The organism is Streptomyces sp. RLA123, assembly GCF_056270165.1.
Map to the genome: position 1 here is coordinate 3,428,203 of NZ_JBWDOR010000003.1, position 15,559 is coordinate 3,443,761.

Sequence of the window (15,559 nt, forward strand, 5' to 3'; positions counted from 1 at the left end):
CCCTCGGCTACGCGGTTACGTACCCACGTAGACGCGCGGCACCCGGCTCCCGATCCGGGTGACGATCTCGTACGCGATGGTGCCCGCGGCCCGCGCCCAGTCCTCGGCGGTCGGCTCGCCGCGGTCGCCGGGGCCGAACAGCACGGCCTCGTCGCCGGCCTCGGCCCGGTCGCCGCCGAGGTCCACGACGAACTGGTCCATCGCCACCCGGCCCGCGGCGGTCCGCCACTTGCCCGCCACCAGCACCGGTCCGGTGCCGGAGGCGTGCCGCGGGACGCCGTCCGCGTAGCCGAGGGGGACGAGGGCGAGGGTGGTGTCGCCCGGCGTCGTGTAGTGGTGGCCGTAGCTGACGCCGTGGCCGCCGGGCACCCGCTTGACCGAGGCCAGGCGGGCGGAGAGCGTCATCACCGGCCGCAGCCCGAACTCCTCCGGGCCGCCGACCTGGGGGACCGGCGAGATCCCGTACATCGCGACGCCGGTCCGCACGAGGTCGAAGTGCGCCTCGGGCAGGGTGAGCGTCGCCGGGGAGTTGGCCATGTGCCGCACCTCCGGGCGCAACCCGGCCCGCTCGGCGGTGTCCAGCGCGGCGCGGAAGACGGCCAGTTGGGCGGCGTTGGCAGGGTGGCCCGGCTCGTCGGCGCACGCGAAGTGCGACCACAGACCGGTCACCTTGACGAGCCCCGCATCCTCGGCGGCGCGGGCGGCGGTCACCAGGTCCGCCCAGTCCCCGGGCTGGGCGCCGTTGCGGCCCAGCCCGGTGTCCGCCTTGAGCTGCACCCGGGCGGTACGGCCGGCGGCCTCGGCCGCCGACGCCGCCGCGCGCAGCGCCCACAGCCCGCTGACCGTCACATCGAGGCCGGCCTCGACCGCGTCGCGCCACGGCCCGTTCGGCGTCCACAGCCAGCACAGCACCGGCGCGGTGATCCCCGCGGCGCGCAGCGCCAGCGCCTCCTCCGGGGTGGCGACCCCCAGCCAGGCGGCGCCGGCCTCCAGCGCCGCCCGTGCCGACGGGACCATGCCGTGGCCGTAGGCGTCCGCCTTGACCACGGCCATCAGCCCGGAGCGGGGCGCACGGGCGCGCAGCGCCGCGACGTTCGACCGCAGCGCGGCGAGATCGATCGTGGCCTGGGCGCGCAGATTTGTCTCATCCATCGCGCCCAGTGTCTCAGGCCCGCCCGGTGCGACCGTCACGTGCCGGACTTGTGCCCGAAGACGTGCACAGGGTCATGGAGCTTCAGCACGTTCCACAGGCGTCCCGCGTCGGGCGTGGACAGGTTGACGCAGCCGTGCGAGCCCGGCGCGCGGTAGACGCTGCCGGTGATGGCGTGCAGGGCCTGGCCACCGCTGAAGAACTGGCTGAAGGGCATGGGGGCGTCGTAGATGTCGGACACGTGGTCGCGGTGGCGCCAGTAGACCTTGAAGCGCCCCGTGCGGGTCGCGAAGCCCGTACGGCCGCTGCGCATCGAGACCGGTCCGAAGACCACGTTCTTCGCACTGGTCTGCACCCACAGGATCTGCCGCGTGAGGTCCACGCACGCGACGCGGTGCCCCGCGGGCGGCGTCATGCACTGGCGGCCGGCGTTCGGGCCCTGCTGGATGGCCAGGTCCAGGCGCAGGTGGCCGAAGGTGGTGGGCCCGGCGAACCCGGTGTCGGGCAGGATGGCGCTCGACTGCTGGTAGCGCTGGATGGCGTAGCAGTCGTCCTCGGACTGCTTCCCGTCCACGGGCAGCCCCAGAAGCCTCTCCACGTCCCGCTGGTACGGGCCGGCGAGCGGCGTGCAGTACGGCGACAGGCGGCCCGCGGCGGCCTCGTCGGGGGGCAGCCACTCGACCTGCTGCGGGTCGATGGGCGCCTGCTCCTCCTCGGCCTCCTCCTCGTCGTAGTCGCCCCGGTTCTCCTCGGCGTCGTGCGAGTGGTCCACGTGCTTGGGCGGCAGACCCTGGTCCGGGGTGTCGGTCGGCGACGGCAGGTCGTACTGCTGGTACGGAACCCCCGCGACGTAGTCCTCGAGCTTCACGGGGTGGTGATCATCGGCGGAGGCCGTCGTCTCTGCGCCCAGAGCGGACAGGACGACCAGGGCGGCGGTGCACAACCGCGCCCCCCGGCAGGCGTACGTTCTTCCCATGCCTTGACGGATAGACGCGACGCCGCCCGCCGGAACACTCCGCGGGCGGACTCCACCCGTTTCGCCCAGCTACGATCTGACGCTCCGCCAGGCATCGGGCACCGCGGCGGCCACGTCGTGCGCCGCGATCGGCGCCCCCACGGCCCCGGAGGCGATGCGCGCCGCGAGGCCGTGCAGATACGCGCCGGCGGACGCGGCGTCACGCGCCGCGAGGCCCGCGGCGAGCAGCGAGCCGGTGATGCCGGAGAGCACGTCCCCGCTGCCGGCCGTGGCCAGCCAGGGCGTCCCCGTCGGGTTGACCCGGACCGGCGCGGCCGGGTCCGGGGCCGCCACGAGCGTCGTGGAGCCCTTCAGCAGCGCTGTCGCGCCGAACTCCGCCGCCAGCCGCCGTACGAAGGCCAGCCGGGCCGCCTCGACCTCCTCCCGGGCCACGCCCAGCAGCGCGGCCGCCTCGCCCGCGTGCGGGGTCAGCACGGTGGGCGCGGAACGCCCGCGTACGGCTGCGCGGTCCAGCAGCCGCAGCCCGTCCGCGTCCACGAGCACCGGGACGTCCGAGGCGAGCACGTCCTCCACCGACTGCCGCGCCTCCGGCCCGTCGCCGAGCCCCGGGCCGACCACCCACGCCTGCACCCGGCCGGCCTTGCGCGGCGGCCCCGCCGACACCAGCGCCTCCGGGAAGCGCGCGATCACCGCCCGCGCGCCCGGGCCCACGTACCGCACGGCCCCCGCGCCGGCGCGCAGCGCGCCCGCCACCGCGAGTACGGCGGCGCCGGGGTAGCGCTCCGACCCCGCGACGACGCCGACCACACCGCGGCGGTACTTGTCGCTCTCGGCGGACGGGTGCGGCAGCAGCGCGGCCACGTCCGCGTGCTGCAACGCCTCCAGGTCCGGGGCGGGCGGGTCAAGGCCGATACCGATCAGGCGCAACGCGCCGGCGTACTCGGCGGCGGGGTCGATCAGCAGGCCCGGTTTGTACGTACCGAACGTCACCGTCATGTCGGCCCGGACCGCCGCGCCGCGGACCTCGCCGGTGTCCGCGTCCACCCCGCTGGGCAGGTCGACGGCGACCACGATCGCACGAGCCGCGTGCGCGGCCTCCGCCAGCGGCACCGCCTCCGGGCGCAGTCCGCCCTTGCCGCCGATGCCCACGATGCCGTCCAGGACGAGGTCGGCGCGGTGGATCAGCGCCTCGGCGTCCACGTCCCCCGGGGTCACGGCGCGGCCGCCCGCGGCGCGCAGGGCGGCCAGCCCGCCGGGGTGGGCCTTCTTCGGGGCGAGCAGCACGGCGGTCACGCCCGCCCCGCGCCGGGCGAGCCGGGCGCCCGCGTACAGGGCGTCGCCGCCGTTGTCGCCACTCCCGGTCAGCACAACGACGCGGGCGCCGTACGCGCCACCGCCGAGCGCTGTCGCGCAGGCCGTTGCGAGGCCCGCGGCGGCGCGCTGCATCAGTGCGCCCTCCGGCAGGCGGGACATGAGCTCGCGCTCGGCGGCCCTGACGGTCTCCACGTGGTGCGCAACCCGCATGGCGCCCATGTTCCCACCCCCGCCCCCATGTTGCGCGCGGCACGGTCCTGCCCGGCAGGTTTTCGCCCGCCCGCCCTCCCTCCCCGAACCGTCGGCCGGGGGTCCCCCGGCCCTGTGAGGGCGGGCGGGAAAAATGCCGCGCCTACGCCTCCGCGACGACGACCGCCGAGGCCACCCCCGCGTCATGACTGAGGGAGACGTGCCACACCCGTACCCCCAGCGCGTCCGCCGCCGCCGCGACCGTGCCCCGCACGATGAGCCGCGGCTGCCCCGAGTCCTCCGTGACGACTTCCGCGTCCGTCCAGTGCAGCCCCCCGGGCGCACCCAGCGCCTTCGCGACCGCCTCCTTCGCGGCGAAGCGCGCCGCGAGGGATGCGGTGCCGCGACGCGCCCCGCTGGGGAGGTGGAGCTCACCGGGGAGGAAGAGCCGTTCGGCCAGGCCGGGTGTGCGGTTCAGGGACTCCCCGAAGCGGTCGATCTCCGCGACGTCGATGCCGACCCCGATGATCACGCGGTCCCCCGGCTCATTCGACGGTGACGGACTTCGCGAGGTTGCGCGGCTGGTCGACCTCGTTGCCCCGGGCCGTGGCGAGTTCGCAGGCGAAAACCTGCAACGGCACGGTGGCGACCAGCGGCTGGAGCAGGGTCGGCGTCTGCGGCACGCGGATGAGGTGGTCGGCGTAGGGGACGACGGACTCGTCGCCCTCCTCGGCGATGACGATCGTGCGGGCGCCGCGGGCCCGGATCTCCTGGATGTTGGAGACGATCTTCTCGTGGAGGACGGACCGCCCGCGCGGGGAGGGGACGATCACGACGACCGGCAGGTCGTCCTCGATGAGCGCGATGGGCCCGTGCTTGAGCTCACCGGCCGCGAAGCCTTCCGCGTGCATGTAGGCGAGCTCCTTGAGCTTGAGCGCGCCTTCGAGGGCGACGGGGTAGCCGACGTGGCGGCCGAGGAAGAGGACGGTGTTCTTGTCGGCCAGGGAGCGGGCCAGTTCGCGCACCGGCTCCATGGTCTCCAGGACCTGCTCGACCTGCTGGGAGATCTGCGAGAGCTCGCGGATGACGGCGATGATCTCGTCGCCCCACTTGGTGCCGCGCACCTGCCCGAGGTAGAGGGCGACGAGGTAGCAGGCCACCACCTGGGTGAGGAATGCCTTGGTGGAGGCGACGGCGACCTCGGGGCCGGCGTGGGTGTACAGGACCGCGTCGGACTCGCGCGGGATGGTGGAGCCGTTGGTGTTGCAGATCGCGAGCACCTTGGAGCCCTGTTCGCGCGCGTGCCGCAGCGCCATGAGGGTGTCCATGGTCTCGCCGGACTGGCTGATGGCCATGACGAGGCTGCGCGAGTCGAGGATCGGGTCGCGGTAGCGGAACTCGCTGGCGAGCTCGACCTCGCAGGGCACGCGGGTCCAGTGCTCGATCGCGTACTTGGCGATCATGCCGGCGTGGAAGGCGGTGCCGCAGGCGACGATCACGATCTTGTCGATCTCGCGCAGCACAGAGGCGGGGATGCGGACCTCGTCGAGCGTGAGCAGGCCGCTCGTGTCGATCCGGCCCAGCAGCGTGTCGGCGACGGCCTTGGGCTGCTCGGCGATCTCCTTGAGCATGAAGTAGTCGTAGCCGCCCTTCTCGGCGGCGGAGGCGTCCCAGTCGATGTGGTACGGCCGGACCTCGGCGGGCTTGCCCTCGAAGTCGGTGACGGTGACGCCCTCCCGGCGCAGCTCGACGACCTGGTCCTGGCCGAGCTCGATCGCCTCGCGGGTGTGGTCGATGAAGGCCGACACATCGGAGGCGAGGAAGTTCTCGCCGTCGCCGACTCCCACGACGAGCGGGGAGTTGCGGCGGGCGCCGACCACGACGTCCGGCTCGTCGGCGTGGACGGCCACGAGGGTGAAGGCGCCGTCCAGACGGCGGCACACCTGGCGCATGGCCTCGGTGAGGTCGCCGGTGGAGGAGTAGGTCTCGGCGAGCAGGTGGGTGACGACCTCGGTGTCGGTCTCGGAGAGCAGGTCGTGGCCGCGCTCGGCGAGCTCCGCGCGCAGGGCGGCGAAGTTCTCGATGATGCCGTTGTGGACGACGGCGACCCGGCCCCCGTTGTCCAGGTGCGGGTGCGCGTTGGCGTCGGTGGGGCCGCCGTGGGTGGCCCAGCGCGTGTGGCCGATGCCGGCCAGGCCGGTCGGCAGCGGGCGCTCGTCGAGCAGCTTCTCCAGGTTGGCGAGCTTGCCCGCCTTCTTGGCCGCCGCCATGCCCCCGTCCGCCAGGACGGCGACGCCGGCGGAGTCGTAACCCCGGTACTCCAGACGCTTCAGACCCGCGACGACCACCTCGAGGGCGGACTGCCCGCCCACGTATCCCACGATTCCGCACATGAGGAGAACTCTAAGCGGCGAGTGCCCGCCGCCGAAGTCGGAGCGAGCCGCCCGGATGCCCGGGATGCCGGGCATCCGGGGCACCGAAGGGCGCCCGGTCAGGTCCGCGCGCGGTAGGCGCGCATCACCAGGGGGACGAACACAACGGCGATTCCGGCGGCCCACAGCAGCGACCACATCACCGGGCCGGCGACCTCGCCGGTACCGGTCGTCAGCGCCCGCACCGCGTCGGCCAGACGGGTGACGGGGTTGACGTCGGCCCACGCCTTGAGCCAGCCCGGCATCGTGTCGGCCCGCACGAAGGCGCTGGAGGTGAAGGTCAGCGGCATCACCAGGACGAAGCCGAAGGTCATCACCTTCTCCGGCTCGGAGACCAGCATCCCGATGAGCAGCGTCATCCACGACATCGCCAGTGCGAAGACCAGCAGCAGGCCCGCCGCGCCGAGCACACCCGGGACTCCGCCGTTCACGTCGAAGCCCATCAGCATGCCGAGACCGAGCATCAGCAGCAGCGACCAGAGCTGTTTGCCGAGGTCGGCGACGACGCGGCCCATGAGCGGCGCGGAGCGGGCGATCGGCAGCGAGCGCAGCCGGTCCAGGACGCCCTTGGTGAGGTCGATGTTCAGGCCCATCGCGGTGTTCATCGTCGCGAAGAGCGCGTTCTGCACGATGATCCCCGGGAGCGCGTACTGCAGATAGGCGTCCGGCGAACCGGCCATCTGGCCGCCGAAGACGTAGGTGAACAGCAGGACGAACATGATGGGCTGGACGCTGAGGTCCATCAGCTCCATCGGGTTGTGCTTGATCTGCACCAGGTTGCGCCAGGCGAGGGTGCAGGTCTGCTGCAGCCCGTCCCAGGGCCGCACCTTGGCGGCCGGTGCCACGTCCAGGGTCACGGCGGTCATACCAGGGCCTCCGTCTTGTCCTCGTCGGTCGTCGTGTCCTCGATCGCGCGGTGCCCGGTCAGGGACAGGAACACCTCGTCGAGGCTGGAGCGGCGCAGCGTGAGCTCGCCGACCCGCACCCCGGCCTCGTCCAGCCGCCGTACGACGGTGGGCATCATCTCCGGGTCGTTCACCGGGGCGGTCACGGCGCCGTTCTCCACGGTGACCGCGGGGCCGGCGATCACCGAGACCATCGCGTGCACCTTGTGCAGCTCTCCCGCGTCCATCGGACGCACCTGGAGCACCTGTCCGCCGACCTGCTCCTTGAGGCCGTCGGGGGTGCCCTCGGCGATCACGCGGCCGCGGTCGATGACGGCGATGTCGTCGGCGAGCCGGTCGGCCTCCTCCAGGTACTGCGTGGTCAGCAGGACCGTCGTGCCGTCCCCGACCAGGCTCCGGACGATGTCCCACAGCTCGTTGCGGCTGTGCGGGTCCAGGCCGGTGGTGGGCTCGTCGAGGAAGAGGATGCGGGGCCGGCCGACCAGGCTCGCGGCGAGGTCGAGGCGGCGCCGCATGCCGCCGGAGTACGTCTTGGCGGCCCTGCCGCCCGCGTCCGACAGCCGGAAGTCCTCCAGCAGGCCGGCCGCCCGGGCGCGGGCCTCACGCCGCGGCATGCCGAGCAGGCGGGCGATCATCAGCAGGTTCTCGTGGCCGGTGAGCATCTCGTCCACCGCGGCGTACTGCCCGGTGAGACCGACCAGGGCGCGTACCGCGCCCGCCTCCCGCACGACGTCGTGCCCGCCGACCAGGGCGCGGCCGGCGTCCGGCCGCAGCAGGGTGGCGAGGATGCGCACCGCGGTGGTCTTGCCTGCCCCGTTCGGGCCGAGCACACCCAGCACCGTGCCGGTCCGGGCGGCCAGGTCCACGCCGGACAGGGCCTCCGTCTCCTTGAAGCGTTTGACCAGGCCTTCCGCCTGGATCGCGTAACTCATCCGCGATGTCCTCCCCGTGATGGTTCCTACGGTCTTCGTGCGATGCGCACCACTGTCCTCGCCCCCACTGACAACGGGCTGACAGGCCGCTGACAGCCGGCCCGGGGCGCCGCCGGGCGACCCCGCCGCGAGCGCCGTTCATCCCGGCGCAACAATGAGTCCGTGCCGTCGACCACCTCGCCCCACCAGACACGCCGCCGTGCCGAGCCGACCCCGTACGTCGACCTGACGCGGGCCGAGTGGAGCGCGCTGCGCGACCGCACCCCGCTGCCGCTCTCGGCCGACGAGGTCGAACGGCTGCGCGGCCTCGGCGACGTCGTCGACCTGGACGAGGTGATCGACGTCTACCTGCCGCTGTCGCGGCTGCTGAACCTCTACGTCGGCGCCGCCCACGGCCTGCGCGGCGCGGTCAACACCTTCCTGGACGACACCGCGGGCGGCCACGGCGCCCAGCCCGGCACGCCCTTCGTGATCGGCGTCGCGGGCAGCGTGGCGGTCGGCAAGTCCACCACCGCCCGCATCCTCCAGGCGCTGCTGGCCCGCTGGCCGGAGCACCCGCGGGTGGAACTCGTCACCACCGACGGCTTCCTGCTCCCCAAGGCCGAGCTGCAGCGCCGCGGGCTGATGTCACGCAAGGGCTTCCCCGAGTCGTACGACCGGCGGGCGCTCACCCGTTTCGTCGCCGATGTGAAGGCCGGCAAGGACGAGGTGCGCGCGCCGGTCTACTCCCACCTGATCTACGACATCGTGCCCGGCGAGGAGCTGGTGGTCCGGCGCCCGGACATCCTCATCGTCGAGGGGCTCAACGTCCTCCAGCCGGCCCTGCCCGGCAAGGACGGCCGCACCCGCGTGGCACTCGCCGACTACTTCGACTTCAGCGTGTACGTGGACGCGCGCACCGAGGACATCGAGCAGTGGTACCTGGCGCGCTTCCGCAAACTGCGCGAGACCGCCTTCCTGAACCCGCGGTCGTACTTCCACCGCTACACGGAGGTCTCCGAGGGGGAGGCCATGGAGTACGGCCGGCACACCTGGCGCGCCATCAATGAGCCCAATCTGGTCCAGAACGTCCTGCCGACCCGCGGACGGGCCACGCTGGTGCTGCGCAAGGGCGCCGACCACAAGGTGCAGAAGCTGTCCCTGCGCAAGCTCTAGGCCCGAGCGGGGGCCGATAGCCTGCGCGCATGCTGCATCTTCGGATGATCGTCCCGGAAGCCGACACCGACAGAGTGGTCTCGCTCGTGGAGCGGACCGTGGGCACCGCCCACGTCGCCGTACTGCCCGGCGCGGCGCGCAATCCGCGGGGCGACATCGTGATGTGCGACGTGGCCCGCGAGTCCGCCGACGAACTGCTCCACGGTCTGCGCGGTCTCGGCATCGCGGACACCGGGGCGATCACGGTCGAGCACATCGACCTCACGCTGTCCCGGCGGGCCGACAAGGCCGAGCAGGAGGCGCCGGGCGAGGGCGCGGACGCCGTCCTGTGGGAGTCACTGACCGAGGCGACGCACGAGGAGTCCACGCTCACCGTCACCTACCTGGCGTTCCTGTCGGTCGCCACGATGCTGGCCGCCTGCGGCGTGATGCTTGACAGCGCGATCCTCATCGTGGGCGCGATGGTCGTCGGGCCGGAGTTCGGGCCGCTGGCGGGAGTGTGCACGGGACTGGTGCGAGGGCGGCTCGCGCTGGCCCGGCGCTCGCTGATCGCGCTGCTGGTCGGCTTCCCCCTCGCGATGGTGCTCACGGGCGGCTTCAACTACACGATGGACGTGCTCGGGGTGTTCAGCGAGGCGGACTTCACCGCGCCCCACCCGTCCACCGCGTTCATCTGGCAGCCCGACCTGAGTTCCCTCGTGGTGGCGCTGCTCGCCGGGGTCGCCGGCATCCTCTCCCTGACCTCGGCCAAGTCCGGGGCCCTGGTCGGGGTGGCGATCTCGGTGACGACCGTCCCGGCCGCCGCCAACGCCGCCCTGGCGCTGAGCTACGGCGACTACCGCGAGTTGTGGGGCTCGTCGGCCCAGCTGGGTGTGAACCTGGTGGGCATCGTCATCGCGGGCGTCCTGACGCTGCTCGCCCAGAAGGGCTTCTGGGCGGTGCAGCGCAGGCGACGTGCGGGAGTGCTCGCGGCTTAGCCGAGCGCGGACTTCACCGCGTCGGCGAGCCGGCCGGCCACCGAGCGGGCGTGGTCGATGTCGGCGGCCTCGACCATGACGCGCACCAGCGGCTCGGTGCCCGAGGAGCGCAGCAGGACGCGTCCGGTGGTGCCCAGCTCTGCCTCCGCCTCGGCGACGGCGGCGGTGAGCTCGGCCGAGGAGTGCACGCGGTTCTTGTCCACGTCACGGACGTTGATCAGCACCTGCGGCAGCCGCTCCATGACCTGCGCGAGGTCGGCCAGCGTGCGGCCGGTGGCGCAGACGCGTGCGGCCAGCATGAGGCCGGTCAGGGTGCCGTCACCGGTGGTGGCGTGGTCCAGGATGATCACGTGCCCCGACTGCTCGCCGCCGAGCGCGTAGCCGTGCTCCTTCATGGACTCCAGCACGTAGCGGTCGCCGACGGCGGTCTCGACCAGGTCGATCCCCTCGCGCTCCATGGCGAGCTTGAAGCCCAGGTTGGACATGACCGTGCCGACGACGGTGTTCTTGCGCAGCCGGTCCGCCTCGCGCAGGGCGAGCGCCAGGACGGCCAGGATCTGGTCGCCGTCGACCTCGTTGCCGAGGTGGTCCACGGCCAGGCAGCGGTCGGCGTCGCCGTCGTGGGCGATGCCGAGGTCCGCCTGGTGCTCGATGACGGCGGCCTTGAGCAGTTCCATGTGGGTGGAGCCGCAGCCGTCGTTGATGTTGAGGCCGTCCGGCTGGGTACCGATCGTGATCACCTCGGCGCCGGCCCGGGTGAAGGCCTCGGGCGAGACGCGGGCCGCCGCGCCGTGGGCCTCGTCCAGGACGATCGTCAGCCCGTCGAGGCGGTTGGGCAGGACGCCGATCAGGTGGGCCACGTACTGGTCGAAGCCCTCGTCGTAGTCCCGGACCCGGCCGACTCCGGCGCCTGTCGGGCGGTCCCAGGGTGCGCCGGTGCGGTGCTCCTCGTAGACGGCCTCGATACGGTCCTCCAGCTCGTCCGCGAGCTTGTGGCCGCCCCGGGCGAAGAACTTCACGCCGTTGTCGGGCATCGGGTTGTGGCTCGCGGAGAGCATCACGCCGAGGTCCGCGCCGAGCGCGCCGGTGAGATATGCCACAGCCGGGGTCGGCAGCACGCCCACCCGCAGGACGTCCACGCCGGCGCTGGCGAGTCCCGCCACCACCGCTGCCTCCAGGAACTCTCCGGACGACCGCGGATCACGCCCCACCACGGCCACCGGCCTGTGGCCCTCAAACGTGCCCGCCTCGGCCAGCACGTGCGCCGCCGCGACCGACAGCCCGAGCGCCAGCTCGGCCGTCAGATCGGCGTTCGCGACGCCGCGCACACCGTCCGTACCGAAGAGTCGTCCCACAGTATTTCCTCCGAGATGTTGCCGTGCGTCGCCCCGTGTTCAGCAGGCGTTCATCCGGTTATACGCCACTATCCCCCGGAATGCGTACGCCCCGGAGACGCACAAAGTGTCTCCGGGGCGTACGTGCGGCGCAGCACGCGCGAGGTGATTAGCGCTTGCTGTACTGAGGCGCCTTGCGGGCCTTCTTCAGACCGGCCTTCTTGCGCTCGATCTCGCGAGCGTCACGGGTCAGGAAGCCGGCCTTCTTGAGCGGGGCGCGGTTGTTGTCCACGTCCGCCTCGTTCAGCGCACGGGCGACGCCCAGGCGCAGCGCACCGGCCTGGCCGGAGATGCCGCCGCCGTTGATACGGGCGATCACGTCGTAACGGCTGTCGAGCTCAAGGATCTTGAACGGCTCGTTGACTTCCTGCTGGTGCACCTTGTTGGGGAAGTACTCCTCAAGGGTGCGACCGTTGATGGTCCACTTGCCGGAGCCCGGAATGATCCGGACGCGGGCGACGGACTCCTTGCGGCGGCCCGTGCCGGCGGCCGGCTGGGGCTCGCCGAAGCGGGATGCGAGGGACTCGGAGGTGTACTCCTCCGGGATCTCGATGGTCTCCACGATCTCGCCGTCCTCGACGAGAGGGGTCTCAGCGGTGGTCTCGGCCACGATTCTCCTCAGATGCTTTCTGTGTTGACGGTGGCCGGGACTAGCCCTGCGCGACCTGGCTGATCTCGAACGGAACCGGCTGCTGAGCGCCGTGCGGGTGCTCGGCACCCGCGTAGACCTTCAGCTTCGAGAGCATCTGACGGCCCAGGGTGTTCTTGGGCAGCATTCCCTTGATGGCCTTCTCGATGGCCTTCTCCGGGTTCTTGTCGAGCAGCTCGTCGTAACGAACGGAGCGGAGACCGCCGGGGAAACCGGAGTGGCGGTAGGCCAGCTTCTGCTGCTTCTTGTTGCCGGACAGGTGCACCTTCTCGGCGTTGATGATGATGACGAAGTCACCAGTGTCAACGTGGGGCGCATACACCGGCTTGTGCTTGCCCCGGAGGAGGGACGCGGTGTGGGCCGCCAGTCGGCCCAGGACGACGTCCTGCGCGTCAATGACGTGCCACTGGCGCTGGACATCGCCGGGCTTGGGGCTGAACGTACGCACGGTCGTAGCCTTCGCTTCTTCAGTGAGTGGGTACTGACAAGGCCACCCGGACGATCACGACAGCCCTGTCGTCCCGCGGCGACGCAACCGCTGGACGAACGCTGGTCATCGGCCCGGTGGACCGGCGTAGCGGCCTCCCACGTGAGAACGAGCAAGCCAATACGCATAACGAACCTGCAGAATACCCGCGCTGCCCTGTTCGGGTCAAAACGCGTCGCCGACACCGCGTGCGTGCCCTTCCGCACACGGCGTGCGCCCCCGCTTTGGCGCCCGCTGCGGCTACCGCTCCCGCGCCACGCGTGCCTCGTCCCACACCGGCTCCGGCACCTCCCGGAGGACCCCGTCAGCGCCGAAGACCACGAAGCGGTCGAAGCTGCGGGCGAACCAGCGGTCGTGCGTCACCGCGAGCACGGTCCCGTCGAAGGCCTCCAGGCCCTCTTGCAGCGCCTCCGCCGACTCCAGGTCGAGGTTGTCCGTCGGCTCGTCCAGAAGCAGCGCCGTGGTCCCTGAGAGCTCCAGCAGCAGGATCTGGAAGCGCGCCTGCTGCCCACCGGAGAGCTGGTCGAAGCGCTGGTCGCCCTGGCGGTCCAGCTCGTACCGGCGCAGAGCGGACATCGCCTTGCCCCGGTCGCGGGCGTGCTCCGTCCACAGGATGTCCACGAGGGTGCGCCCGAGCAGCTCCGGGTGCGCGTGGGTCTGCGCGAAGTGCCCCGGCACGACCCGGGCGCCCAGCTTCCACTGCCCCGTGTGCCGGACCCCGGCGTCCCCCGCCAGCAGCCGCAGGAAGTGCGACTTGCCGGAGCCGTTCGAGCCCAGCACCGCGACCCGCTCGCCGTAGAAGACCTCCAGGTCGAAGGGCTTCATCAGCCCGGTCAGCTCCAGCCCCTCGCAGGTGACGGCGCGCACGCCGGTGCGCCCGCCGGACAGGCGCATGCGGATGTCCTGCTCGCGCGGCGGCTCCTGCGGCGGCCCCGCGTCCTCGAACCTCCGCAGCCGGGTCTGCGCGGCCCGGTAGCGGGAGGCCATGTCGGGGCTGATCGCCGCCTGCTGACGCAAGGTCAGCACCAGTTTCTTCAGCTTGGCGTGCTCCTCCTCCCAGCGCCGCCGCAGCTCCTCGAAGCGGGCGAAGCGCTCGCGGCGCGCCTCGTGGTACGTGGCGAAGCCGCTGCCGTGCACCCACACGTCCGACCCGGCGGGACCCGGCTCGACGGAGACGATCTTCTCGGCGGAGCGGGCCAGCAGCTCGCGGTCGTGGGAGACGAAGAGCACGGTCTTGCGGGTCTGCCGCAGCTGCTCCTCCAGCCAGCGCTTGCCGGGCACGTCGAGGTAGTTGTCCGGCTCGTCGAGCAGCAGCACCTCGTCGGTGCCGCGCAGCAGCGCCTCCAGGACGAGCCGTTTCTGCTCACCGCCCGACAGCGTCCGCACCTCACGCCACTGCGCCCGCTCGTACGGGACGCCGAGCGCGGCCATGGTGCACATGTCCCAGACCGTCTCGGCCTCGTAGCCGCGCGCCTCCGCCCAGTCGCTCAGCGCCTGCGCGTACGCGAGCTGGGCGGCCTCGTCCTCCTGCGCCATGATCTCCAGCTCGGCGGCGTCGACGGCCGCGGCCGCCTCGCGGATGCGCGGCGGGGAGACCGACACCAGCAGGTCGCGCACCGTGCGGTCGTCCCGCACCGAGCCGACGAACTGCGGCATCACGCCGAGTCCGCCGCCGACGGTGACGGCGCCGCCGTGCGGCTTCAAGTCCCCGGAGATCAGGCGCAACAGCGTCGTCTTGCCCGCGCCGTTGGCACCCACCAGCGCCACCGCGGCGCCCTCGCCCACCCGGAACGAGACATCGCCGAGCAGCACCCGCCCGTCCGGCAGGTAGTACTCCAGATGTGCAACGTCGACATGTCCCATGTCCTGGATTCTCGCTGCGCGGCCGCCCGCCGCCAAACGGGTTTCCTCCTCTATAGAATCCGCGCCATGACTGAAGGGCCGCAGCAGCCGTACAACCCGAACCAGGGATGGACCGCGCCACAGGGACCGAACGGCACGCCCCGGACACCCGGGGAGGAACGCCAGGTGCTGCGTGGCAACATCGTCGGCGGCCCGGATCACCAGCCGCAGCAGGCCGCCTGGACGCCGCCCGCCGACTGGACGCCGCCGTTGCCGGGCCAGGGCACCCGCGGCCCGTCGCGGCAGCACCAGCAACAGCAGCAGCACCAGCAGTTCGGCCGACCGGCCACCAGCGAGCCCGACTGGTCGGCGCTGGCCGACGAGACCGCCTCCCGGACCCGGCGCCGCAAGTTCTACCTGATAGGCGGCGGCGTTCTCGCCGCCGCCGCCGTCGCGGGGATCGTCGCCACCGCCGTGGTCAGCTCCGGCCGGCCGTCGGTCTCCCCCACCCCGACCGCCTCCTCGGCCCCCTCCGAGGTGGCGCTGCCGCCGGAGCCCTCGTTCTCCGAGGTCTCCGCGCCGCCGCAACTCGATCCGCTGGACTTCATCTCCGACCGCAGGAAGGACACCGCCCCGCTGTCGGTGGCGGGTCTGTTCCCCGGCAAGAAGCTCGTATGGGGCGGCCGCACCTACACCAAGGCCACCGCCAAGGAGGGGAACTGCTCCTCCGCGGCCTCGGCCGACCTCGCCGCCGTGCTGCGGAAGAACGGCTGCCGCACGTTCCTGCGCGTCACCTACGTCGGCGGCAAGGTCGCCGTCACCGTCGGTGTGGCCGTCTTCGACGACCAGGGCGCGGCCGGCAGGGCCAAATCGCAGGCCAAGGGGTACGTCACGCCGCTGTCCGGCGGCGGTGTGGGCACCTTCTGCCACGCCACCTCGTGCCGGACGACCACCAACGCCAAGGGCCGGTACGCGTACTTCACCATTGCCGGGCTGAAGAACAACGGACGCATCACCGCCTCCGACACCGTTGCCAGGCAGGCGGGCAAGGACGGCTCCGACTACGCCTTCAACCGGATCGTCCAGCGCGGCAAGGACCAGGCCGCCGCCATGGCCTCCGCCGCGGCCTCTCCGGACAACTGACCCGCCCCGCCCCT

The 15,559-nt window shown here is 72.3% G+C and carries 14 protein-coding genes; 3 read left to right on the forward strand and 11 right to left on the reverse strand.

Annotation, left to right across the window (positions count from 1 at the left end):
- Window positions 1-15: 15 nt before the first annotated feature.
- The 7 genes from alr to RV983_RS15460 all read right to left on the reverse strand — a co-directional run bounded on the left by alr (window position 16) and on the right by RV983_RS15460 (window position 7,898).
- Entirely contained in the window at window positions 16-1,152 is a 1,137-nt protein-coding gene (alr, locus tag RV983_RS15430) for an alanine racemase (RefSeq protein WP_475986372.1), read from the reverse strand.
- Window positions 1,153-1,187: 35 nt separating this feature from the next.
- Window positions 1,188-2,126 carry a L,D-transpeptidase gene (locus tag RV983_RS15435; protein WP_475986373.1) on the reverse strand — a complete coding sequence of 313 codons (939 nt, stop codon included), beginning with the start codon at window positions 2,124-2,126 and terminating at the stop codon, window positions 1,188-1,190.
- Window positions 2,127-2,195: 69 nt separating this feature from the next.
- On the reverse strand, window positions 2,196-3,650 hold the full coding sequence (locus RV983_RS15440) for an NAD(P)H-hydrate dehydratase (protein WP_475986374.1): 1,455 nt from the start codon (window positions 3,648-3,650) through the stop codon (window positions 2,196-2,198).
- Window positions 3,651-3,792: 142 nt separating this feature from the next.
- The gene (locus RV983_RS15445) at window positions 3,793-4,161 is read right to left on the reverse strand and encodes a holo-ACP synthase (RefSeq protein WP_475986375.1); all 369 of its coding nucleotides are present in this window, start codon (window positions 4,159-4,161) and stop codon (window positions 3,793-3,795) included.
- 13 nt (window positions 4,162-4,174) lie between these two features.
- Complete coding sequence (glmS, locus tag RV983_RS15450; RefSeq protein ID WP_475986376.1) at window positions 4,175-6,022, reverse strand: glutamine--fructose-6-phosphate transaminase (isomerizing); 1,848 nt, start codon at window positions 6,020-6,022, stop codon at window positions 4,175-4,177.
- 98 nt (window positions 6,023-6,120) lie between these two features.
- Entirely contained in the window at window positions 6,121-6,927 is an 807-nt protein-coding gene (locus tag RV983_RS15455) for an ABC transporter permease (protein ID WP_475986377.1), read from the reverse strand.
- Window positions 6,924-7,898, reverse strand: a complete 975-nt coding sequence (locus RV983_RS15460; RefSeq protein ID WP_475986378.1) for an ATP-binding cassette domain-containing protein — start codon at window positions 7,896-7,898, stop codon at window positions 6,924-6,926. The genes RV983_RS15455 and RV983_RS15460 overlap by 4 nt, the downstream gene beginning before the upstream one ends.
- A 162-nt stretch (window positions 7,899-8,060) precedes the next feature.
- Between RV983_RS15460 and coaA the strand changes: the two genes are divergently transcribed.
- Window positions 8,061-9,053 carry a type I pantothenate kinase gene (coaA, locus tag RV983_RS15465; RefSeq protein ID WP_475986379.1) on the forward strand — a complete coding sequence of 331 codons (993 nt, stop codon included), beginning with the start codon at window positions 8,061-8,063 and terminating at the stop codon, window positions 9,051-9,053.
- Between the two features lie 29 nt (window positions 9,054-9,082).
- Window positions 9,083-10,030: a DUF389 domain-containing protein gene (locus tag RV983_RS15470; RefSeq protein WP_475986380.1), complete on the forward strand. Its 948-nt coding sequence runs from the start codon at window positions 9,083-9,085 to the stop codon at window positions 10,028-10,030.
- Here the strand turns inward: RV983_RS15470 and glmM are convergent.
- The 4 genes from glmM to RV983_RS15490 form a co-directional block, all read right to left on the reverse strand.
- A complete protein-coding gene (gene glmM / locus RV983_RS15475; protein ID WP_475986381.1) occupies window positions 10,027-11,385 on the reverse strand; it encodes a phosphoglucosamine mutase in 1,359 nt (452 codons plus the stop codon). The two genes, RV983_RS15470 and glmM, sit on opposite strands and share 4 nt — an antisense overlap.
- A gap of 148 nt (window positions 11,386-11,533) precedes the next feature.
- Window positions 11,534-12,034, reverse strand: a complete 501-nt coding sequence (rpsI, locus tag RV983_RS15480; protein WP_475986382.1) for a 30S ribosomal protein S9 — start codon at window positions 12,032-12,034, stop codon at window positions 11,534-11,536.
- A 40-nt stretch (window positions 12,035-12,074) separates the two neighbouring features.
- Window positions 12,075-12,521, reverse strand: coding sequence for a 50S ribosomal protein L13 (gene rplM / locus RV983_RS15485; RefSeq protein ID WP_475986383.1), 447 nt, complete (start codon window positions 12,519-12,521; stop codon window positions 12,075-12,077).
- A 279-nt stretch (window positions 12,522-12,800) separates the two neighbouring features.
- Window positions 12,801-14,423, reverse strand: coding sequence for an ATP-binding cassette domain-containing protein (locus RV983_RS15490; RefSeq protein ID WP_475986384.1), 1,623 nt, complete (start codon window positions 14,421-14,423; stop codon window positions 12,801-12,803).
- 66 nt (window positions 14,424-14,489) lie between these two features.
- On the opposite strand from RV983_RS15490, the gene RV983_RS15495 reads away from it, so the two are divergent.
- A complete protein-coding gene (locus tag RV983_RS15495; RefSeq protein ID WP_475986385.1) occupies window positions 14,490-15,545 on the forward strand; it encodes a hypothetical protein in 1,056 nt (351 codons plus the stop codon).
- Window positions 15,546-15,559: the final 14 nt, after the last annotated feature.

Bases quoted from the DNA above. Each gene is read 5' to 3' on its own strand.
- alr (WP_475986372.1), bottom strand. From the start codon at position 1,152: ATGGATGAGACAAATCTGCGCGCCCAGGCCACGATCGATCTCGCCGCG.
- RV983_RS15435 (WP_475986373.1), bottom strand. From the start codon at position 2,126: ATGGGAAGAACGTACGCCTGCCGGGGGGCGCGGTTGTGCACCGCCGCC.
- RV983_RS15440 (WP_475986374.1), bottom strand. From the start codon at position 3,650: ATGCGGGTTGCGCACCACGTGGAGACCGTCAGGGCCGCCGAGCGCGAG.
- glmS (WP_475986376.1), bottom strand. From the start codon at position 6,022: ATGTGCGGAATCGTGGGATACGTGGGCGGGCAGTCCGCCCTCGAGGTG.
- RV983_RS15455 (WP_475986377.1), bottom strand. From the start codon at position 6,927: ATGACCGCCGTGACCCTGGACGTGGCACCGGCCGCCAAGGTGCGGCCC.
- RV983_RS15460 (WP_475986378.1), bottom strand. From the start codon at position 7,898: ATGAGTTACGCGATCCAGGCGGAAGGCCTGGTCAAACGCTTCAAGGAG.
- RV983_RS15470 (WP_475986380.1), top strand. From the start codon at position 9,083: ATGCTGCATCTTCGGATGATCGTCCCGGAAGCCGACACCGACAGAGTG.
- RV983_RS15490 (WP_475986384.1), bottom strand. From the start codon at position 14,423: ATGGGACATGTCGACGTTGCACATCTGGAGTACTACCTGCCGGACGGG.
- RV983_RS15495 (WP_475986385.1), top strand. From the start codon at position 14,490: ATGACTGAAGGGCCGCAGCAGCCGTACAACCCGAACCAGGGATGGACC.